The organism is Qipengyuania soli (assembly GCF_015529805.1).
GTDB classification, from domain to species: Bacteria; Pseudomonadota; Alphaproteobacteria; order Sphingomonadales; family Sphingomonadaceae; genus Qipengyuania; species Qipengyuania soli.
Map to the genome: position 1 here is coordinate 378,752 of NZ_CP064654.1, position 20,603 is coordinate 399,354.

A 20,603-nucleotide genomic window follows, 5' to 3' on the forward strand; every position below is an offset into this window, starting at 1 on the left:
CCGTAAGTCGAATTCAGTGGTCCGGCGGGCGCCCCATCAGGAAGCGCCCGCCGGTTAGTCGGTTTATTCCGCGGCTTCGGCGAAGACCGCCTTGTCCTTCTTCTTCGGCATCAGGCCCTTGAGGTCGATGCCGCCGAGGAGCGACTTTTTCGCAGCAGAGGCTTCGCCTTCTTCGGCTCCGTCACCGCCGATGCCGACGATGCGCGCAGCAAGCTGCTTCATCGCGGCAGCGGCCTTGGAGCCGCCGTTCGCCTCGACGAAGGTCTTGCCCAGCTTGGCGGCATTGGCTGCAGCCTTCTGGTCGAAGGGAATGACGATATCGATCTTGCGTTCGATCGAGGCTTCGAAATCGGCCTTGCTGATTTCGGCGACGCCCGGCTGCACCTTGTTGGCGACGATGATCGGCACCGCATGCGGGGCGTTGGTCTTGAGCCAGGACAGGATGCGGATCGAATCGCGTGCCGAGGCAAGCGACATTTCGGTCGTGAGCACTGCCACGTTCACCTCGTTGAGGAGGTGAGGGAAGTTGATCATCATGTTGCGCGGCATGTCGACAACCGTCATCTCGAAAGCGTGACGGAATTCGTCCTGCAGCTGCATGAAGGCCGAACCATCGGTCATCAGCGGCTGGTTGATCGGCGCTTCTGCCGACAGGATCGCGAGGTTGTCGTTGGCGCGGATCATGGCGCGTTCGATGAACAGCCCGTCGATGCGGCTCGGATTGTCGATCGCGTCGGTCAGGCCGCGACCCGGTTCGAGGTCGAGCGCCAGGGCGCCGGTCCCGAAGTGGACGTCGAGGTCGAGCAGGGCAGTCGACAGCTTGCGCTCGGTCGAAAAGTTCCACGCGATTGAGGTCGCCAGCGTCGATGCGCCAACGCCACCGCGGGTGCCGATGATGGCGGTCGAGATATGGCGCTTGGCCATTTCCTCGTCGCTCAGGCGCGGAGCGGCAAAGACCGCCTGCGCATTGTTGAGCGAATCGCGCAGCATGCTCGCCGAGAGCGGCTTGAGCAGGTAGTCGTGAATGCCGCTGGCGAGCAGGTCGCGATAGAGGCGCACGTCGTTAACCTGGCCGCAGGCGATCACAACCGTGCCGGGTTCGCAAACCTCGGCGAGGGCGTTGATGTCGTTCAGCGGATCGCCGCTTTCCGACAGGTCGACCATCAGGATGTTCGGGCTGGCCGAGACTGACAGCGACTGGACCGCATTACGCAGACCGCCCTTGTTGCACTTTTCCGGCTGCCAGCCGAGTTCGATCACCACCGGACGCAGGACATCGAGCGCGGCCTCGTCGCAGAGATACGCGGCGAATGCGTCACGATTGCCGGGCATGGATGTTTTCAACGAAGCGCTCATGACATCAATTCCCTTCGGTGGAGGACACCTTCGACAGACCCTGGCTGCCCGTGGCGGGCTTTTCGCGGTAGCTGTCGATGGCTTTGTTGGAGCTGAGGATTACGGTCTCGCCGCTACCCTGCTGGCCGCGCACGAGGTCCTCGGGGTTGGCGACCATGGCCGCCATGTTCGAGTTCACCGCGCAACCGTAGTTGGGGTAGGTGCCGTTGTTGTAGTTGATGTCGCTCTTGGCCGACCAGTCCGGGCAGCCCGGAACGCTGGCCGTGGTGCGCGAGATGACCACGCGGACCTGGCCCGGATTGACATAGCCTTCGGTCGGCGGAGCGCCATCGGCTACGATGATGCCGTAGCGACCGGCGAGGCTGGCCACGGTGGCCTTGACCCCGGGGCTGTTCGTCGGATCGTCGATCGCGATGCGGTCGCCGTAGCGCAGGTCCATCGTTTCGAACCAGCCGTCGAGACGGCGCTGTTCGGACACCGGCAGGCTGTCGCCGCTGGTAGCGACGTCGAAGGTGTAGTTGGTCCGTTCGACCACCGGCTGCTTCGTCGAATAAAGCGAGCGGTTTTCGGGCATCCCGCCGCAGGCGCCAAGGCCGAGCGAAAGCGAGAGGGCGAGGGCGACTGCCGTCTTGCGGGTCAGATCGTTACGCATGTTCTGTTCCTTCTCGATCACTTGAAGCTGAAGCCGGGCTTGGCATCCGCGTCGGCTTCTGCACGACGCGACTGGACCGGAGCGGCTGCTGCCTTGGTTTCACCCGCCGGCTGGGCCTGCGAGATGCCGGGAGTGGCCGGCTGCGTGCTTTCCTGCATGGTCGGCACCGGACGGTGTGCGCCGTCCTTGCCGGCGTTCTCCATGTAGCCGATGATGCTCTGGATCTCGTTAGGAGCCCTGAAGCCATCGGTCGGCAGGACCACGTCGTTGGCGTTGATCGGCTTCACCAGGTAAGGTGTCACCACGATCACCAGTTCGGTTTCACCCTTCTGGTAGCTCTTCGAACGGAACAGGTTGCCGATGATCGGAACATCGCCGAGGCCCGGGGTCTTCTCCAGGAGGTTCTGCGAGTTGTTCTGCATCAGGCCCGCGATCATGAAGCTCTGGCCGGAGCCGAGTTCGATGGTCGTTTCCGCACGACGGGTCGTCAGTGCCGGGATCTGGAAGCCGTTGAGCGTGACCGCACCGCGGCTCGAGAGCTCGGAGACCTCCGGACGCACGCGGATCGAGATGCGGCCGTTGGCCAGCACGGTCGGCGTGTAGGTCAGGCTGACACCGTAGTTCTTGTACTCGACCGAGGTCGTGCCGAGGCCCTGGCTCTGCGGGATCGGGAACTCGCCGCCCGCAAGGAATTCGGCCGTTTCACCCGAAAGGGCAGTCAGGTTCGGTTCCGACAGGGTGGTGACGAGGCCGATCTGCTCGCCCAGGTTGAGCGTGGCAAGAAGGTCGAGGCCGAGCAGCTTGCCGCCCAGCGAAAGCAGGCCGTTGCGAGAACCACGAATCGGCTCGAAAGTCGTCCGCGGTGTCACGAAGCGCTGGTTGATGTAGTCGTAGGGGCGCGTCTCGCTGACGCAGCCGAAGTCGTACACGGCGCAGGGATCGAGCGGCACGGTGTTATCGGTCGGCTGGGCGCCGACGATGTTGCCCGCCCGGCCACTCTGCGCGCCGAAGACGAAGCCGTTGGACTGGTCGCGCGTGGTCAGGTTGCCCTGGATGTCGCGAACCAGCGAGCGGCTGACCTCGGCAAAGCGCACCTGCAGGTTGACCTGCAGCGGCGTCGCCATGCGCAGGCGGCTGATGACGTTGGTGTCGTCGCCAACGAAGGCTTCGACGAGGCGCTGTGCCTCGGCGGCATCTTCAGGGGCGGCCACGGTGCCGGTGAGCAGCACGGTGTTGGTGCCCATGGTGGCCACGTTCACCTTCGCTTCCGGCATCGCCAGTGCCAGCATCTGGTCGATGCTGCCGATGTTCGAACCGACGCGGACGTTGGCCGACCACACGACGTCGCCGGCAGCATTGCTGGCGTAGACCGTGGTCTCGCCGCCGCCCTTGCCCATCACATAGAGCTGGCGCTGCGACTTGACCTGCACATCGGCGACCGTTTCGTCGGCGATGAAGACGTCGGCCATCGTGCCCGGCACGGTGACGAGTTCACCCTTGCCGATCGAGAGGACGATTTCCGTGGAAGGACGCGAGACCGACTGGGCGGTTGCGACATTCGCCGGGATGGCTGCCAGCGGCGCGATGGCCAGGCTGGCGAGCAGCAGTTTGGTGGAAAGACGACGTTTCATGGAATTGCCCCCTGAATGGCTTCCTGTGTCCAAGACCCGGCTCACCGCGTCACCGTGGCGCCTGCGGCGGGAACGGTGTTGGCGGCATTCTGCATGCCCTGACCCTGGGCCTTCATGGCCGAGGAGAGCATCTGTTCGAAAACCGAAGGTTCGGTTGCGTTGGCGGTTGCGTTGCCGTTGGCGCCGATCGGAACAGCTTCCGTTTCCTTGCCACGGGTCACACGGACGACCGGACCGCGGTGCGAACTGCCCTGGCGCTTGAAGAGGTCGGCCGGGTTGAAGTCGCCGCCGCCGCCGCCGGAGCGCGGTGCAGCCTGCGAGGGCATGCTGCGGCGCTGGAAGCGCGACACGTCACCGCCGGTCACATAGGTGCTCTTGCCGTCATCGGGGCGAGCCATTGCTTCGCGCAGCAGCTTCTCTTCCTCTTCGGGCGTGGCGTTGTCCGGAATATTCACGTCGCCTGCTGCGATGGCGCGCTCGAGTTCCGACTGGTTGTCGGCGAGCGAGCGCAGCGAGAGGCTGAGCGTACCGATGGTCTGCGCGACGGCGATCTTCTCGGCGATGACCGGGGTCACCTCGAGCGTGACGGCGCGGAAAGGTTTGACGACGGTGGAGCCGTCTTCGGCCTTTTCCTGCACGGTCGACTGGTCGGTCGCCAGCACACGAAGGTTACGAATGATGGTTTCGGACGCTTTCAGCGCCGTACCGCCGTCGGTGCCGTTGACCGTCTGGGTCAGGACCATGTCGACGCGGTCGCCCGGGAAGACGAAGCCGGCAACACCCGACTGGGCGGAAACGGGAACCGTGATGGCGCGCATGCCCGGAGTAAGGGCAGCAGCAAGGAAGCCACGATCACCAGGAGCTACGAGGGCGCCCTGGGTAACGGGTTCACCAGCCGTGATCGGGAAGCGGACAACCGTGCCGAGAAGCTTGGTCATGTCGGCCTCGCCATCAAGGAAGTAGGCATCCTGCACCAGTTCTTCCGGCCACAGCTGGAAGCCGATGGCGTCGGCGGTGATGATAGTGCCCACCGGCAGCGCACGCTGCGCGACGAGGACCTTGGGTCCCTGCGGCTCGACCTGCGCGGCCTCGGCCTGCGGTGCCGATGCGCCTGCAAACATGCTCCGTGCGATAAGTGCGGTACCGATCGCGACGATCAGCGCACCCACCAGCAGAACCAGCTTCTTCCTGTCCATGGCTGTCTAGCCCCCTCGTATGGCCCGCCGTGAAATCCTGTTGCGGGCAAGTATGGTTTCAACCTCTACGGTCGAATTGGTTAAGATCGGGTTTTCAGCCCAGTGCGATCGCGGCAGAGCCGGCAACCAGCGGTTCGGTGCCGAGGACCCACAGTCCTGCGACGGCGATTGCGAGGCCGTATGGAATGGCGATCCGGTCACGGCGGCGGCGCATGATGTGTACTGCGCCGAAACCGATCGTGAGCAGGCCGCCGACGACGGCCATGATCACCACGAGCTTGAGAAACGAATAGGGCGCAATCCACAGCGCGAGCGCAGTGAGCAGCTTCACGTCACCGCCACCCATCTGGCGCAGTGCGAAGAGGATGCAGCACAGGGCGAAGATGGCGAACGCGAAACCTACCTGGAGTGCGACGTCGGGCCACAGGGCCATGCCGCTGTCCCACCACCAGAGCGGCGCACCGATCGCGATGGCCGCGTTAAGCTGGTTGCCGATCTGGCGGCTCTTTAGATCGGTGAATGCCGCGATGAGCAGCGCGATTGCCAATCCGCCGAGCAATACGTAGGTGAAATCGAAACCGGCCATGATGCCCCCTGAAGGTCTTTCACCGCAGGGTGCTACAGGACAGGGCTTACCAAAAAGTAACCATAGCGGAGCGCAGACAGCCTTGGATCGTTCACCCAGCCCATCGATAGATCGTCGCGCGATACCGGCCGATGCGGTGGAGAGCACCTGGGCAGCGCCCGGCGGTCAATCCATCCGGCGCATCGACTGGCCCGCCGGCAATCCGCCGCGCGGATCGATCCTGTTCCTGCCAGGTCGCGGTGATTTCTACGAAAAGTATCTCGAAACGCTCGAACAATGGCACCGCGCCGGTTGGCGGGTGACGGCATCCGACTGGCGTGGGCAGGCCGGATCGGGTCGCCTGGGCGACGACGAGGTTACCGGGCATATCGGTGATTTCGCGGATTGGGCCGAGGACCTGCGGTCGCTGTGGGCGGAGTGGAAGGCATCGACGCCCGCCCCGCATATTCTCGCGGCGCATTCGATGGGCGGCCATGTCGTCATGCGCGCGCTGATGGCCCATGCGGTCGATCCTGACGCGGTGATCATGATCGCACCGATGCTCGGCATGGCCGGTCCGCCGCTGCCGCTGCCGGTGCTTCACACGGTGGCGAAGCTGATGACGCGAATCGGCAAGCCCACCCGTCCGGCGTGGAAATGGAGCGAGAAGCCGGGCGAGATTCCGGCGCGGCGACGCGACCTCCTGAGCCATGACGGGGAACGTTATGACGACGAGCTTTGGTGGCGCGAGAAACGGCCCGAGCTGGTCATGGGGCCGGGTAGCTGGGGCTGGGTCGAGCGCGCCTACGCATCGAGCCGCGCGATCGAAGCGAAGGGCGCGCTCGAAGGTATCGACACGCCGATCCTCATCGTCTCCACTTCCGCCGACAAGCTCGTCAGCCACGAGGCTGCCGTCCGCGCTGCCGGACGCCTGCCGCATGGAGAGCTGATTGCCTTCGGGCCCGAGGCGCATCACGAGATCCTGCGCGAGGTCGATCCGGTCCGTGATCGCGCCATAAACGGGATCGCCGAATTCCTCGACCGGGTGGCACCGCGAACGACGTGACTACCTACGACTTTGCCATTGTCGGTGCCGGGATTGCCGGGGCCAGCCTAGCTGCCGAGCTTTCGGAGCATGGTGCACGCGTGCTCGTGATGGAGGCAGAGGATCGCCCGGGGTATCATTCGACCGGGCGATCGGCGGCATTCTGGGAGGAGTGTTACGGCGGACCGGAAATCGTCCCCCTGACGCTTGCTTCGGGACCCTACCTCAAGGAACACGGGTTCCTCTCGGCGCGCGGCGCACTCTACATCGCGCGTGATGGGGAAGAGAGCGGACTCGATGAGTTCATGGACACCTTTGGCGAAACTGGTGTCACCATCGAAAGGCTGGGTCGAGCGGGTCTCGAGCGGCAGATCGAAGGGATCCGTCCCGGTTGGTCAGGCGCCATTTGGGAACCTGCCTGCGCCGACATCGATGTGGCCGGCCTCCACGCGCACTATCTTTCGATGGCGAAGAGGAATGGCGTCGACCTCGTGTGCCGGGCGCGGCTGGGCAGCGCAGAGCGACGCGGCGGGACCTGGACCTTGCAGACCGAGGCTGGGGAGCAGTTTCGCGCAAAGGTGCTCGTCAACGCCGCCGGGGCGTGGGCGGACGAGGTTGCGGCAATTGCAGGAGCCAAGCCGATGGGCATCCAGCCGCTGCGCCGGACCGTCGTGCAATTGCGCGTCGAACCTGCGCCTCCCAGCGACCTTCCGCTCGTGCTCGACATGGAAGGGAGCTTCTATTTCAAACCCGAGTCCGGACGCCTCTGGCTCAGTCCGCATGACGAGGAGCCGAGCGATCCCTGCGATGCGGCCCCGGAAGAACTGGCCGTTGCCGAAGCCATCGACCGGCTCGAAAAGGTGGTCGACTGGAAGATCATTGCGGTGGAGCGAAAGTGGGCTGGCCTGCGCAGCTTCGCGCCCGACCGTTGCCCGGTTTACGGTGATGATCCATTTTGCGAAGGGTTCGCCTGGTTTGCGGGGCAGGGCGGCTACGGCATCCAGACTGCGCCCGCTGCTGCGCGGCTGACTTCACAATTGCTGCTGGGACTTGAGCGCGATGCCATGACGGCAAGTCTCGACGCTTCGCTCTATTCGCCCGCAAGACGGGGGTAGCCAGGAAGTTCTCATTTGTTAATGTACCGACCGTCCAATCCGAAGAGAGAGACGGGAGACGCAACCAAATGGCTCACCACTTCAAGATCAAACAAAACAAGAAGGGCGAATACGTCGCCTATTTCATGTACAATTCCGAAACGATGTTCTGGACCGAAGGCTACAGCTCGAAGGCCAGCGCTAAGAACGCCATCGAATCGATCAAGAAAAACGGGCCCGGCGCGGAAACCGTCGACGAAAGCTGATTTCGCCTACCGCTGGCCGGCGAGGATGCGATCCGCTTCGTCGCTGGCCAGCCGGTCTACGCGCTCGTTTTCCTCGTGACCCGCGTGGCCTTTCACCCAATGCCATTTGACCTTGTGATGGCTCGTGAGCTTGATGAGCTCGTGCCATAGCTCGGCATTGCGAACCGGCTTCTTGCTGGCGTTGACCCAGCCGCGCTTCTGCCAGCCGAAAACCCACTTGGTGATCCCATCGACCAGATACTTGCTGTCGGTGTAGAGGTCGACCTCGCACGGCTCGATCAGGGCCGACAGTGCGCGGATCGCGGCGGTCATTTCCATCCGGTTGTTGGTCGTGTCCGGCTCGCCGCCCGAAAGTTCCTTCTCGTGACGCCCCATGCGCAGCAGCGCACCCCAGCCGCCCGGGCCCGGGTTGCCCTTGCAGGCCCCGTCGGTGAAAATCTCGACCTTCTTCATGTTAGCCGCGCCCTAGACCGCAAGATGCGTCACGCGAAGACCTGCGCACCGTTTTCGACGTAAAAACGCCAACGGCGGACGAAATCCATCGGGTCCTTGCGGGTCACCAGCGCATCGGCGGGAGTGTCGAGCCAGTCTTCCGTCCGGCTCGCAACGAAACGGAGGCAGGCACCCTGCGCCAGCAAGGGCAGCTCCTGCCGTTCGCGGACCTCGAGCGGACGAACTGCCTCGTAGCCTTCGACCAGCGCCTTGCCGAGGGCAGGTTCGAACGTCTCTCCGCGCTTGTCGAAACACCAGGCGGCGTGGGTCACGGCGAGGTCGTAGGCCATCGCATCGGTGCAGGCGAAGTAGAAATCGATCATCCCGGTGACCCTGTCGCCCAGCATGAGGACGTTATCGGGAAAGAGGTCGGAATGGATGACGGAACGGGGCAGATCACCGGGCCAGTTTTCCGCGACCGCCTGTGCCATCTCGACAGTGTCGGGCATGGACGGGTCGATCTCAGCGAGCGCAGCTTGATCCGTGTGTTCGAGTTCGTTCCAGCTGAAGCTCGCGTCGAGGCGGTTGATCCGCTCCTGCCCGAAGCTGAGACCCGCAACATGCACGCTGGCAAGAGCCGCGCCTACGGCCCGCGCCTGTGCGGGTGTGGGACGGGTCGGCGACACTCCGGGCAGGTATTCGATCAGCGCCACCGCCTTGCCCGCGACCTCGCGATAAGCAGATCCTTCGCGGTCATGGATGGTACGCGGCACGGCGCAGGCGTGGTCCGAAAGGTGATCCAGCAGACCCAGGAAGAATGGTAGTTCCGCCGTATCGATCCGCCGTTCGTACATCGTCAGGATGAAGCGCCCGCGCGTCGTCTCCACCAGCCAGTTCGAGTTGGAGACGCCCTCGGCGATCCCCTTCGCCGAGACGAGATCGCCGACGTCGTAGCATGCGATCAGCTGCGCGAGGTCCTCTGCGCCGAGATGGGTATAGACCGCCACCTACTCGGTGAGCTGCCGGGGCAGCTTGAAGACCATGTTTTCCTCGGTCGTGACGACGGGCGTTTCTTCGACCACACGCCAGTCGGACAGACGGTCCACCACCTCGCGGACCAGTTTCTCCGGCGCCGACGCGCCTGCCGTTAGGCCGAGGGTGCCGACGCCTTCGAGCCAGCTCGGGTCGATTTCGGACGCGCGCTGGATCAACCGAGCGTCGGTTCCGAGACGCTGGGCGACCTCGACGAGGCGAAGCGAGTTCGAGGAATTGGGAGCGCCGATGACCAGAACCAGGTCGCAGCTTGGCGCGATGCTCTTGACAGCAGCCTGGCGATTGCTGGTGGCGTAGCAGATGTCTTCAGCTTTGGGCGCGACGATTTGCGGGTAACGCGCCTGCAACGCCTCCACCATCTCTCGCGTGTCATCGACCGAAAGGGTCGTTTGCGTAAGGAAGGACAAGTCGTCATCCTGCGTAAACGGCAGGTTGGCGACGTCTTCAACGGTCTCGACCAGGGTTATCATGCCCTCCGGAACCTGGCCCATGGTCCCGATCACCTCGGGATGGCCGGCATGGCCGATGAAGAGGATGTGTTGCCCCTTCTCGATCTGGCGCTCCGCCTGACGGTGTACCTTGCTGACCAGGGGGCAAGTCGCATCGACGTAGAGCAGGTTGCGGCGCTGGGCCTCCGCTGGAACGGACTTCGGCACACCATGTGCGCTGAACACTACCGGTGCATCGTCCGGGACCTCGTCCAATTCCTCGACGAAGATTGCCCCACGCTCCTTGAGGCTGTCCACGACGTAGCGGTTGTGGACGATCTCATGCCGCACATAGACCGGTGCACCGTACTTCTGCAGCGCCCGTTCGACGATCTCGATTGCCCGGTCGACACCTGCGCAAAAGCCGCGCGGTGCAGCGATGAGGAGCTTGAGGGGAAGGCGCGGATCGGGGTTCCGGCCCGCGGCAGTGGATGGAAAGGGCGCGTTCATGTGCCGCCCTCTAGCGCTTTCCCCCGACCCAAGCTAGGGCGTGTCCGCGCCCGCCGGGCGGGATGAATTCGAATTTCGACAAGGGACGAACTCCGCATGACCAGTCGCCACCGCCTTCTCCCCGTCCTTGCCCTGGGGCTCGCCCTTGCAGGCTGCGCCAGGACGGGCGATCTGGTTATCGACCAGGGCGTCGGCATCTCCGCGATCCGTACCGCCTGTCCGGCTGTCGGCATTCCCGACTATACCGGCGACGTCACCACCTTCCGTGCGCCCGGCTCGACCACTCTCGCCGACCTCGATCTGGTTGCGACCATGACCAACCTGCGTTCGACCTGCGACGAAGGCGCCGAGCGCGTCTATACCGAGGCGACTTTCGACGTCCTTGCTCGCCGTGCCGATACGCGCGGCGCACGCACCGTCACCGTTCCATTCTTCTCGACCGTTCTGCGCGGCGGTACCCAGGTCGTGACCAAGCGCGTCGGCCAGGTTACGCTGCAGTTCGCCGATGGCCAGGAACGCGCCTCGGCCAGCGGCAAGGCAGGTGCCTTCGTCAACCGTGCCGAGGCATCGCTTCCCGCCGACATTCGCGAACAAATTACCCGCAAGCGCAAGGCCGGCGATCCGGATGCCGCGCTCGACCCGCTGGCCGATCCTGCGGTGAAGGCTGCCGTCCAGCGCGCAACCTTCGAGCTGCTGGTCGGCTTCCAGCTGAGCGAAGCACAGCTGCGCTACAACGCGACGCGCTGAGCAGGCGCGCTGCTCTCTTGCGATTCTGGCCCAATGGGCTAGGCGCGCGCCATGGCTGAAATGCAGACACTCCACGCGGCCTTCGCGGCCCGCATCGACGCGGTATTGAATGCACTGGAACTGGAAGGCGTGCTGCCCTCCGGTATCTCGCGTGCGAACGTGACGGTCGAACCGCCGCGCGATCCTTCGCACGGCGACCTCGCCACCAATGCCGCCATGGTTCTCGCCAAGCCCGCGCAGACCAATCCGCGCGCGCTGGCGGAAAAGATCGTCGCCCACCTCGACCGCGATCCGGACATCGTCGGCACCGAGATTGCCGGGCCCGGCTTTATCAACCTGCGACTGTCGGACGATGCTTGGCGGCGCGAGCTTGCCGCTATCGTCGCTCTGGGTGGCGACTACGGCCGCTCGACCATGGGCGAAGGGCGCAAGGTCAACGTCGAATACGTCTCGGCCAACCCGACCGGCCCGATGCACATGGGCCATTGTCGCGGTGCGGTCGTCGGCGATGCGCTGGCTGGCCTCCTCGAGTTCGCCGGTCACGAGGTCATCCGCGAATACTACGTCAACGATGCCGGCGGGCAGGTCGACGTGCTCGCCCGCTCCGCGCACATGCGGTACCGCGAGGCGCTGGGCGAGGACATCGGCGAGATTCCGGAAGGTCTCTACCCGGGCGACTATCTCGTCCCGGTGGGCGAGAAGCTCGCGCAGGAATTCGGCCCGGCCTACAAGGACGCGCCCGAGAGCGAGTGGCTGGTTCTGTTCCGCGGGCGTGCCGTTGCCGCGATGATGGACATGATCCGCAGCGACCTCGGCCAGCTCGGCATCCATCACGACCTGTTTTCTTCCGAAGCCGAATTGCAGGCAGCCAAGAAGCCCGAAGCCGCCGAGGCGTGGCTGCGCGAACACGGCTATGTCTATGACGGCGTGCTCGAAGCGCCCAAGGGCAAGGCCCCGCCCGAGGACTGGGAGCCGGTGCAACTGCCTCTCTTCCGCTCGACCCAGTTCGGCGACGACCAGGATCGCCCGATCAAGAAATCGAACGGGGCATGGACCTATTTCGGTGCCGACCTCGCCTATCACCTGCAGAAGGCGCAGAATGCCGATGAACTGATCGACATCTGGGGCGCCGACCACGCGGGTACGGTCAAGCGCATCAAGTCTGCCGTCGCAGCACTCAGCGAAGGGCAGGGCAAGGCGATCCCCTTCGACGTCAAGCTGGTCCAGATGGTCCAGCTGATGAAGGGTGGCCAGCCGTTCAAGATGTCCAAACGCGCCGGCAACTTCGTCACGCTGGCGGATGTGGTCGAGATGGTCGGCAAGGACGTCGTGCGTTTCACCATGCTGACCCGCAAGCCCGACGCGCAGATGGACTTCGACTTCGACAAGGTGGTCGAGGCGTCGAAGGACAATCCCGTCTTCTACCTCCAGTATGCCCACGCGCGCATCCGTTCGACGCTGCGCAAGGCGGGGGTCGAGCCTTCGGGCGACCACCTCGACCGCCTTGGTGCCGACGAGCTGGCACTGGTTCGCGAGGCCGCGCAGTTCCCGCGCGTCGTCGAGGCCGCAGCCAAAGCGCGCGAGCCGCACCGCATCGCGTTTTTCCTCGGCGATCTGGCCGCTGCCTTCCACAGCTTCTGGAATGCGGGTAATGACGATCCTTCGAAGCGGATCATTCAGGAAGGTGATCCCGAATTGACCGCGGCCCGGCTCTACCTCGCCGACGCGGTGGGGCAGGTCATCCGCAACGGCCTCGGCATTCTCGGGGTCCAGGCGGTCGAGGAGATGTGATCATGGGGTCGAGGCCTTTCGACAGCGACGACGACTGGGACGGTAACGACCAACTCGACCTTGCGGAGAACGAGCGTCTCCCGTGGCTGGAGTCGGGCGAGGAGGACGAAGGTGCGGGCGGGTTCGATACCTCGCGCCTTGTGCTGCTCGGCGTGCTTGCCTTCCTGGCGCTGGCAGTCGTGGTCGGAGGTATCTGGTATCTCGGCAAGAGCACCTCGGGCGAGCCTGAACCCGACGGGAGCCTGATCGCTGCCCCGACGGAACCCTACAAGACTCGGCCCAAGGACCAGGGCGGCAAGGTTTTTGCCGGTACCGGCGACACGAGCTTCGCAGTTGGCGAGGGGCAGAGCCGTGAGGGCAAGCTGGCCGATACCTCACCGATCGATACCAAGACGGCTGCTGCCAAGCCTTCGATCGCCTCGACCGTGGGCGAAGAGCCGCGCCAGACCAAGCCGCAACCCGTTTCGGGCGGCGCGGTGCAGGTCGGCGCATTCCCGAGCAGGGAAGAGGCGGAGGCAGCATGGGGCCGCCTCATTCGCCAGACTGAAGTCCTGTCTGGTGTCAGTCACCGCGTCGTCGAGGCGCGCGTCGACATCGGACGCGTCTATCGCTTGCAGGCACTGGCGGGCGACCGGGCCGGCGCGAACCGCCTGTGCGACGCGCTGAAGGCCGACGGGCTGGCCTGTTTCGTGAAATAGCGCGCAGACTGGCTTAATTTCCACACTTGCCGCAGGCGGCGCGCTTGCGAGCACAGGGCGAAAGTCGCAGTTTCCTCTCCATGACGCCCGCCATTTTCGGCATTGCCGGCCTCGAACTGACGGCCGAGGAGCGCGACTTCTTCCGCGACGCCGATCCGGCGGGCTACATCCTGTTCGCCCGCAATTGCGAGAACCGCGAGCAGCTCCGCCGTCTGACCGATGACCTGCGTTCCATCCATGGGCGCGATCGGCTGGTCGTCTCGATCGACCAAGAAGGTGGACGTGTCGTGCGGATGAAGCCGCCCGAGTGGCCGCGCTATCCCGCGGGTGAAGCCTTCGCCAGGCTGTTCGAGATCGCACCCGCCTCCGCCATCGAGGCGGCGCGCGCCAATGCCGAGGCGATGGGGCGCGAACTCGCGCTGGTCGGCATCAGTGTCGACTATCACGCACCGTTCGACGTGCGCCGTCCGGAAACCGACAACGTGATCGGCGACCGCGCGCTGGGCAGCGACCCGATGCAGGTGGCGGCGCTGGGTCGCGCAGTCCTCGACGGACTTGGCCGCGCAGGCGTCGTCGGTTGCCTCAAGCACATGCCGGGCCATGGCCGTGCGACGGTGGACAGCCACAAGGAACTTCCCCGGGTCGAAGCGAGTGTCGAGGAGCTGGAAGTAGACATCGCGCCCTTCCGCACGCTGTCTTCGCATCCGCTGGGCATGAGCGCGCATATCGTCTTTACGGCCTGGGATGCGGACAATCCCGCCACGCTTTCGCCCAAGGTCGTGTGCGAAATCATCCGCGGCCAGATCGGCTTCGACGGGTTGCTGCTGACCGACGACATCGACATGCAGGCGCTCGACGGGACCATTCCCGAACGCGCCGAGCGCGCCCTGGCCGCGGGCTGCGACATCATCCTCAATTGCTGGGCCAAACTCGATGACATGGCCGGTATCGTCGAAAGGTGCGGTGCCATGAGCGCAGCGACCACGGCTCGCCTCGACCGCGTCCATGCCGCCATGGGCGAGCCTGCCGATGCAATCGAGACCACCGAACTGCTGGCCAAACGCGACTCGCTGCTGGCGCTGGTGGAGGCTGCGGCATGATCGACGAGGGCCTGCTTTTTCCCGAAACCGCCGTGGTCGAGGACGATTGGGACGGCATCGCCAACGAAGCGAAGGTGGACGAGAACGCGCTCTACCTGGAGCTCGACGGGTGGGAAGGGCCGCTGGACCTGCTGCTCGACCTCGCGCGGCGGCAGAAGGTCGATCTGCGCTCGATTTCGATCCTCGCGCTGGTCGACCAGTACCTCGATTACATCGAGCGGGCCGAGGCGCTGCGGCTGGAACTGGCTGCCGACTACCTCGTGATGGCGGCGTGGCTGGCCTACCTCAAGTCGGCCATGCTCCTGCCCAAGGACGAGCAGGAAGACCCGAGCCCCGAAGAACTCGCCCTCAAGCTGCAACTGCGCCTGCAGCGCCTGGGTGCGATGCGCGACGCGGCGGCGCGGCTCATGGGCGGCAACCGCATCGGGCGCGACGTTTTCCTGCGTGGCGCGCCCGAGGGGCTGGAAATTGCCCGCAAGAACCTGTGGCAATGCGACCAGTTCGCGCTGATCGAGGCCTATGGCCGCGTGAAGGCGCGCACGGCACCTGCGATCCACATGGTTCGCGAACGCCCCGTGATGACGCTCGAATCGGCGCTCGACCGCGTGTCGCACATGCTCGGCGTGTCGCTCGACTGGATGGAGCTGAAGGATTTCCTTCCGCCCTATGCCGAACCGCGCCTGCGCCGTTCGGCGCTGGCATCAAGTTTCGTCGCTGCGCTGGAACTGGCGCGGCTTGGCCGGGCCGAACTGCAACAGGACGAGACCTTTGGGCCGCTTCATCTCAGGAAGGCGGGCGCCCGTGGATGAGCTGACCCGCGCAGTCGAGGCAGCGTTGTTCGCCGCCGAGGAGCCGATGACGGCGGAAGAACTTGCGCATTTCCTGGGTGATGCCGCTGTCGGTGATGTTCGTGACGCGCTCGACAGCGTGGCTGCGCATTACCGCGACCGCGGTGTGCAGCTGGTCGAGCGGGGCAAGCGCTGGCATTTCGAAACCGCACCCGATCTTGCCCACCTGCTGCGGCGCGAGAAGGAACAGGTCCGCCGCCTCAGCCGTGCCGCGACCGAAGTGCTCGCCATCATCGCCTATCACGAGCCGGTCAGTCGCGCGGAAATCGAATCGATCCGCGGCGTTCAGACCTCTGGTGGCACGCTTGATGTGCTGATGGAGGCGGGCTGGGTGAAGATCGCCGGTCGGCGTGAGGTGCCCGGACGCCCGACGATCTATGCGACGACTCCCGAATTCCTCGACCATTTCGGCCTTTCAAGTCGTCGCGACCTGCCCGGCCTTGCCGAACTCAAGGCAACAGGCCTGCTCGATCCGATCGACGACGCCTATGATGCGCTAGTGGGCGAGGATGTCGAGGTCGCAGACCCGGTCGAGGCCGAACCGGGCGATTGACCGTAGTCGCACTGGCATTCATCCGCTGCAGCGCCTACAGGTAAGCGCGCTTAGTCAATTAATCGCCGCAGATGTGCGGCACGGAGATTTCCATGGGTTCCTTTTCGATCTGGCACTGGCTGGTCGTCCTCGTAATCGTCCTGGTGCTGTTCGGACGTGGGCGCGTTTCCGACATCATGGGCGAATTCGGCAAGGGCATCAGAAGCTTCAAGCAGGGTATGGACGAAACCGATAAGGCGGCCCCGCGGATCGAAGGTCCGGTTCACGATACCAAGCCCGCCGAGCCGGCTCCTGCCGAGCCGCAGCCTGCGCCGCGCAGCGACAGTCAGGGTTGATCCCCACCCTCGGATAGCTGGCGATGTTCGACATCGGTGCAAGTGAGCTGCTCATGATCGTCATCGTGGCGATCGTGGTGATTGGCCCGAAGGACATGCCCCGTGCGCTGCGCAGCGCCGGGCGCTGGATCGGCAAGGTGCGGCGCATGTCGAACCACTTTCGCGCCGGGGTCGACGAGATGATCCGCCAGGCCGAGATCGAGGACATGGAAGCCAAGTGGGCCGAGCGGAACAAGCAAATCATGGCCAAATACCCGACCGGCGATGAACCCGCCGGCGGCGCTCCCGACGATTTGCTCCCGCCGCAGATGGAACCGCTCGATTCGGCGGAGGCCGACGCGCGAGCCGAAGCCGCAATAGCGCGTGCTGCGCCGGCCAAGGCGCCCGAGCATGAGAGCGAGCCGCCGCTGCCGCTTGCGCCCCCGTCCGGACCGAAGGACGCCTGACATGCCGGTGATCAAGGACATCGACGAGACGCAGGCGCCGCTGCTCGATCACCTGATCGAGCTCCGTGCACGGCTGGTGCGGGCCTTCATGGCCTTGGGCGTGGCCTTCGCAGTTTGCCTCTATTTCGCGAAGGACATTCTCGCGTTCCTCGTCCAGCCGCTGCTCGATGCGGGCCAATCGACGCTTATCTACACCAAGCTTTACGGGCAGTTCTTCGTCGAGCTGAAGGTTGCGCTGTTTGCCGCGTTCTTCATCGCCTTTCCGGTGATCGCAAACCAGCTGTGGCAGTTCATCGCGCCGGGGCTCTATGCCAAGGAAAAGAAGGCGTTCCTGCCGTTCCTGCTGGCCACGCCGATCCTGTTCACCGCGGGCGGAGCGCTGGCCTATTACGTCGTGATGCCCACCGCGTTCCACTGGTTCCTCGGCTTCCAGGGCACGCCGGGCGGGGTCAAGATCGAGGCGCTGCCCAATTCGGAGGACTACCTCGGGCTGGTGATGCAGTTCATTCTCGCATTCGGCCTGAGCTTCCTCCTCCCCTTGCTGCTCCTCTTGCTCAACACGGCGGGGATCGTGAGCCGGGCGCAGCTTGTCGCCGCGCGCCGTTACGTGATCGTTCTGGTGTTCGTGATCGCGGCGATTGCCACGCCGCCCGACGTGATCAGCCAGCTGATGCTCGCGATACCTCTGCTGCTGCTGTTCGAGGGCGCCTTGCTGGTCATGCGCTTCACCGAGAAGCGCCGTCTCGCCGAAGCTGCCAGCGACAACGCCGAAGCCGAAGAACCTCAGTCCGCGTCGTAGACCTTGCGCCCGCCGACCCAGGTTTCGAGGACCTTGGTCGCACGAAGGTCTGCCGGGGTTGCCAGCAGCGGGTCATGATCGACGAGCACGAAGTCGGCGCGTTCTCCAGGTAGCAGCCGCCCGAAGCGTCCCTCTGCAAAGCCGGCATAGGCAGCATCGCTGGTGAAGCCCGCCAATGCCTGTTCGCGCGTCACGCGGTCCTGCGGTCGCCAGCCGCCGAACGGCTGCCCATCGGCATCCATGCGGGTGCTGGCGGCAGCCATGCCGGCGAAGGGGTCGGCGGATTCAACCGGCGCGTCCGAGCCGAATGCGAGCTTACCACCCAGTTGCAGGATCGTGTTCCAGGCATAGGCGCCATCAAGCCGGTTGGGCCCGAGACGGGCCTCGGCCATCAGGCGGTCGCTGGTCTGGTGGACAGGCTGCATCGAAGCGATGATGCCGTCCTTGGCGAATTTCGGCAGGTCGGCAGGGTCGACGATTTGCGCATGCTCGATGCGCCAGCGACGATCGCCGGGGAAGCTTTCCGCGATCTCGCCAATTGCGTTCAGGGCTTCGGCATTTGCGGCGTCGCCGATGGCGTGGATGGCGGGCTGGAAATTCCCCTGCGCCGCGCGGACGAGGATGTTGCGAAGCTGAGCCGGGGCCGTCAGCGGCAGGCCGGTGTTCTTGGGATCGTCGGAATAGGGCTGCTTGAGCCAGGCACCCCGGCTGCCGAGCGCGCCGTCCAAGTAGAGCTTGATGCCATTCATCCGCAGCTTGTCGTCGTAGAGCCAGGGAGTGGGCCGTGACCCCGCGATCAACTCCATGTTCTGCGGGCCGCCGGCATAGGCCATTATGCGCAGCGTCAGCGATCCATTGTCGCCCGCGCGGCGATAGGCCTGCCAGTCCTCGATTGAAGTGCCCATGTCTGCTGCGGCAGTGATGCCCAGGCGATGGAGGACCTTCTGCGCCTCGGCGAAGGCGAGGTCGCGCTCGTTCGGGCGCGGGGCGGGGATGGCGGTTTCCATAAGCCGCGTGGCGTTGTCGACGAAAACTCCCGAAGGCACCTGCGATCCGGCCAGGCGCTCGACGCGTCCGCCATCCGGATTTTTCGTCGCCGTGGTGATCCCCGCGGCCTTCAACGCCATGGAGTTCGCCCAGCCTGCATGGCCATCGACCCGTTCGAGATAGACGGGGCGATCGGCTACCGCACTGTCCAGTTCGGCGGCGGTCGGGAAGCGGCCCAGGCCCCACTTCTCCTGGTTCCAGCCGCGGCCGAGAATCCATGGACGCGCTTCGTTATCTGCTGCGAACTTGCGGATCTTCTCGAGCGCTTCGGCAAGCGAATTGGTGTCGGACAGGTCGAGCGTCAGGGCGGCGATACCGACGCCCATGACATGGGCGTGTGCGTCGATCAGGCCCGGGATCATCACCCGGCCCTTGCCATCCTCGCGATAGTCGGTCTGCGGCTTTTTGTCGCCGCGCTGCAGGACCTTGGCGACCTTGCCCTGGTCGTCCACAACGATGCCCGTGAAGCGTAAAACCTTGCCGTTTTCGTCAATTGTCAAACCTTCGACATTGTCGATCAGCACGTCTGCGAGGGCCGGTGTGGCCATCGTTGCGGCGAGGAGGGCGGCAATCAACTTGAGCTTCATCTTGGTGCGGTCCCGTAAATGCATGAGGCGCGGCGATAAGGCATAGCTTGGCGCAGGCAAACCCTTTCCGCGATTGCGCACGACCCCGGCGGGCCGTAGGGGCGAGTGCATATGACACAGGCAACCTCCGCCCGCGCCGCCGAAAAGGCGACCGATCTCCTGACGCTCGACGACGTGCGCGCCGCTGCCGCGCGTATCGAGGGTGCCGTGGTGCGCACGCCGATGATGCGTTCGCAGACCCTGTCGGAGATTACCGGGGCCGATGTATGGCTGAAGTTCGAGAATCAGCAGTTCACTGCCGCCTACAAGGAACGCGGTGCGCTCAATGCCCTGCTGCACCTCACTGAAGAACAGCGTGCGCGGGGTGTCATTGCTGCCTCTGCGGGCAACCACTCGCAGGGGCTGAGCTATCATGGCCGTCGCCTCGGCGTACCGGTCACCATCGTGATGCCGCAGACCACGCCCAGCGTGAAGGTTATGCAGACCGAGAGCGTGGGCGGCATGGTGGAACAGTTCGGCGAGACCTTCGATGAGGCTTACGCCCACGCCCGCCAGCTCGAGCAGGAACGTGGCCTGACCTTCGTGCATCCCTTCGACGACCCGCTGGTCGCGGCGGGACAGGGCACGGTCGCGCTCGAGATGCTCGAGGACAAGGACGACTTCGATTGTCTTGTCGTCCCCATCGGCGGCGGCGGCCTGATGAGCGGCATGGCGACGGCAGCCAAGGCGCTCAAGCCCGGGATCGAGATGATCGGGGTGCAGGCAAAGCTGTTCCCCTCGATGTATTCGGAAGTGACTGGCAACGACCTGCCCTGCGGCGGCGACACGCTGGCAGAAGGCATCGCGGTGAAGGCGCCGGGCGAATTCACCCGCGAAGTCATTCGCGAGCTGGTCGACGAAATCCTCCTGGTGGACGAGCCCAAACTCGAACACTCGGTTTCGCTGCTGCTCCAGATCGAAAAGACGGTCGTCGAGGGTGCCGGTGCTGCCGGGCTTGCGGCCGTGCTTTCCTATCCCGAGAAGTTCGCCGGCAAGACAGTCGGCCTGGTCCTGTGCGGCGGCAACATCGACACCCGACTGCTCGCCAACGTGCTGTTGCGCGACCTTGCGAGGTCGGGGCGCCTCGCGCGCCTGCGGATCGTGCTGCAGGACCGTCCCGGCGCTCTGTTCAAGGTGATGCGCGAATTCAACGCGCACAACGTCAACATCATCGAGATCTATCACCAGCGCATTTTCACCACCCTCCCGGCAAAGGGGCTGACGGCGGAGATCGAGTGCGAGGCACGCGATTCGGACCAAATAGACGCCCTTGTGTCTTCGCTGGTGGCGAAGGGATATTCGGTGGAGCTGGCCGAACTGGCCTGAGCAAGACTCGCCAGCGCGCGGATTAACCATCCATTCCGTGTGGTTAGTCGGACGAAACG

Annotated in this window: 22 protein-coding genes; 13 read left to right on the forward strand and 9 right to left on the reverse strand. The window is 64.7% G+C overall.

What is annotated here, in order from left to right:
* Positions 1-63: 63 nt before the first annotated feature.
* The 5 genes from IRL76_RS01835 to IRL76_RS01855 form a co-directional block, all read right to left on the reverse strand.
* A complete protein-coding gene (locus IRL76_RS01835) occupies positions 64-1,356 on the reverse strand; it encodes a CpaE/TadZ family protein (protein WP_200982632.1) in 1,293 nt (430 codons plus the stop codon).
* 4 nt (positions 1,357-1,360) lie between these two features.
* Positions 1,361-2,008, reverse strand: coding sequence for a CpaD family pilus assembly protein (locus IRL76_RS01840; protein ID WP_200982634.1), 648 nt, complete (start codon positions 2,006-2,008; stop codon positions 1,361-1,363).
* 17 nt (positions 2,009-2,025) lie between these two features.
* A complete protein-coding gene (locus IRL76_RS01845) occupies positions 2,026-3,639 on the reverse strand; it encodes a type II and III secretion system protein family protein (RefSeq protein WP_200982636.1) in 1,614 nt (537 codons plus the stop codon).
* 41 nt (positions 3,640-3,680) lie between these two features.
* Complete coding sequence (gene cpaB, locus IRL76_RS01850; protein WP_200982638.1) at positions 3,681-4,835, reverse strand: Flp pilus assembly protein CpaB; 1,155 nt, start codon at positions 4,833-4,835, stop codon at positions 3,681-3,683.
* Between the two features lie 94 nt (positions 4,836-4,929).
* Positions 4,930-5,421: an A24 family peptidase gene (locus tag IRL76_RS01855; protein WP_200982640.1), complete on the reverse strand. Its 492-nt coding sequence runs from the start codon at positions 5,419-5,421 to the stop codon at positions 4,930-4,932.
* Between the two features lie 82 nt (positions 5,422-5,503).
* Here IRL76_RS01855 and IRL76_RS01860 point away from each other — a divergent pair, with 82 nt between their 5' ends.
* The 3 genes from IRL76_RS01860 (at position 5,504) to IRL76_RS01870 (ending at position 7,805) form a co-directional block, all read left to right on the forward strand.
* Positions 5,504-6,466 (forward strand): alpha/beta hydrolase, encoded by a 963-nt coding sequence (locus IRL76_RS01860; RefSeq protein ID WP_246449917.1) that lies wholly within the window; start codon positions 5,504-5,506, stop codon positions 6,464-6,466.
* Positions 6,463-7,560, forward strand: a complete 1,098-nt coding sequence (locus IRL76_RS01865) for an NAD(P)/FAD-dependent oxidoreductase (protein WP_200982642.1) — start codon at positions 6,463-6,465, stop codon at positions 7,558-7,560. The genes IRL76_RS01860 and IRL76_RS01865 overlap by 4 nt, the downstream gene beginning before the upstream one ends.
* A gap of 68 nt (positions 7,561-7,628) precedes the next feature.
* Positions 7,629-7,805 carry a YegP family protein gene (locus IRL76_RS01870; RefSeq protein WP_200982644.1) on the forward strand — a complete coding sequence of 59 codons (177 nt, stop codon included), beginning with the start codon at positions 7,629-7,631 and terminating at the stop codon, positions 7,803-7,805.
* A 6-nt stretch (positions 7,806-7,811) separates the two neighbouring features.
* Here the strand turns inward: IRL76_RS01870 and rnhA are convergent, their stop codons facing one another.
* The 3 genes from rnhA to ispH are packed head-to-tail and all read right to left on the reverse strand — an operon-like array spanning position 7,812 to position 10,228.
* Entirely contained in the window at positions 7,812-8,258 is a 447-nt protein-coding gene (gene rnhA / locus IRL76_RS01875; protein ID WP_200982645.1) for a ribonuclease HI, read from the reverse strand.
* Positions 8,259-8,287: 29 nt separating this feature from the next.
* Positions 8,288-9,244 carry a homoserine kinase gene (gene thrB, locus IRL76_RS01880; RefSeq protein WP_200982646.1) on the reverse strand — a complete coding sequence of 319 codons (957 nt, stop codon included), beginning with the start codon at positions 9,242-9,244 and terminating at the stop codon, positions 8,288-8,290.
* Positions 9,245-10,228 carry a 4-hydroxy-3-methylbut-2-enyl diphosphate reductase gene (gene ispH / locus IRL76_RS01885; protein ID WP_200982647.1) on the reverse strand — a complete coding sequence of 328 codons (984 nt, stop codon included), beginning with the start codon at positions 10,226-10,228 and terminating at the stop codon, positions 9,245-9,247. It abuts the gene before it with no gap.
* Between the two features lie 96 nt (positions 10,229-10,324).
* On the opposite strand from ispH, the gene IRL76_RS01890 reads away from it, so the two are divergent.
* From IRL76_RS01890 to tatC, 9 genes are all read left to right on the forward strand, one after another.
* Positions 10,325-10,975, forward strand: a complete 651-nt coding sequence (locus IRL76_RS01890; RefSeq protein WP_200982648.1) for a hypothetical protein — start codon at positions 10,325-10,327, stop codon at positions 10,973-10,975.
* Between the two features lie 51 nt (positions 10,976-11,026).
* Complete coding sequence (gene argS / locus IRL76_RS01895; RefSeq protein ID WP_200982649.1) at positions 11,027-12,766, forward strand: arginine--tRNA ligase; 1,740 nt, start codon at positions 11,027-11,029, stop codon at positions 12,764-12,766.
* A 2-nt stretch (positions 12,767-12,768) separates the two neighbouring features.
* Positions 12,769-13,464: an SPOR domain-containing protein gene (locus IRL76_RS01900; protein WP_200982650.1), complete on the forward strand. Its 696-nt coding sequence runs from the start codon at positions 12,769-12,771 to the stop codon at positions 13,462-13,464.
* Between the two features lie 80 nt (positions 13,465-13,544).
* Entirely contained in the window at positions 13,545-14,564 is a 1,020-nt protein-coding gene (gene nagZ, locus IRL76_RS01905) for a beta-N-acetylhexosaminidase (protein ID WP_200982651.1), read from the forward strand.
* A complete protein-coding gene (locus IRL76_RS14510) occupies positions 14,561-15,373 on the forward strand; it encodes a segregation and condensation protein A (RefSeq protein ID WP_246449920.1) in 813 nt (270 codons plus the stop codon). Before nagZ ends, IRL76_RS14510 begins: the two co-directional genes overlap by 4 nt.
* 46 nt (positions 15,374-15,419) lie before the next feature.
* Positions 15,420-15,965 carry an SMC-Scp complex subunit ScpB gene (gene scpB / locus IRL76_RS01910; RefSeq protein WP_246450058.1) on the forward strand — a complete coding sequence of 182 codons (546 nt, stop codon included), beginning with the start codon at positions 15,420-15,422 and terminating at the stop codon, positions 15,963-15,965.
* 92 nt (positions 15,966-16,057) lie between these two features.
* Positions 16,058-16,300 carry a twin-arginine translocase TatA/TatE family subunit gene (locus IRL76_RS01915; protein ID WP_200982655.1) on the forward strand — a complete coding sequence of 81 codons (243 nt, stop codon included), beginning with the start codon at positions 16,058-16,060 and terminating at the stop codon, positions 16,298-16,300.
* 23 nt (positions 16,301-16,323) lie between these two features.
* A complete protein-coding gene (gene tatB / locus IRL76_RS01920) occupies positions 16,324-16,746 on the forward strand; it encodes a Sec-independent protein translocase protein TatB (RefSeq protein WP_200982657.1) in 423 nt (140 codons plus the stop codon).
* 1 nt (position 16,747) lies between these two features.
* Positions 16,748-17,545 carry a twin-arginine translocase subunit TatC gene (tatC, locus tag IRL76_RS01925; RefSeq protein ID WP_200982659.1) on the forward strand — a complete coding sequence of 266 codons (798 nt, stop codon included), beginning with the start codon at positions 16,748-16,750 and terminating at the stop codon, positions 17,543-17,545.
* Here the strand turns inward: tatC and IRL76_RS01930 are convergent.
* A complete protein-coding gene (locus IRL76_RS01930) occupies positions 17,530-19,179 on the reverse strand; it encodes an amidohydrolase (protein ID WP_200982661.1) in 1,650 nt (549 codons plus the stop codon). The genes tatC and IRL76_RS01930 overlap by 16 nt on opposite strands.
* A 111-nt stretch (positions 19,180-19,290) precedes the next feature.
* On the opposite strand from IRL76_RS01930, the gene IRL76_RS01935 reads away from it, so the two are divergent.
* Positions 19,291-20,544, forward strand: coding sequence for a threonine ammonia-lyase (locus IRL76_RS01935; protein ID WP_200982663.1), 1,254 nt, complete (start codon positions 19,291-19,293; stop codon positions 20,542-20,544).
* The last annotated feature ends 59 nt before the right edge of the window (positions 20,545-20,603 follow it).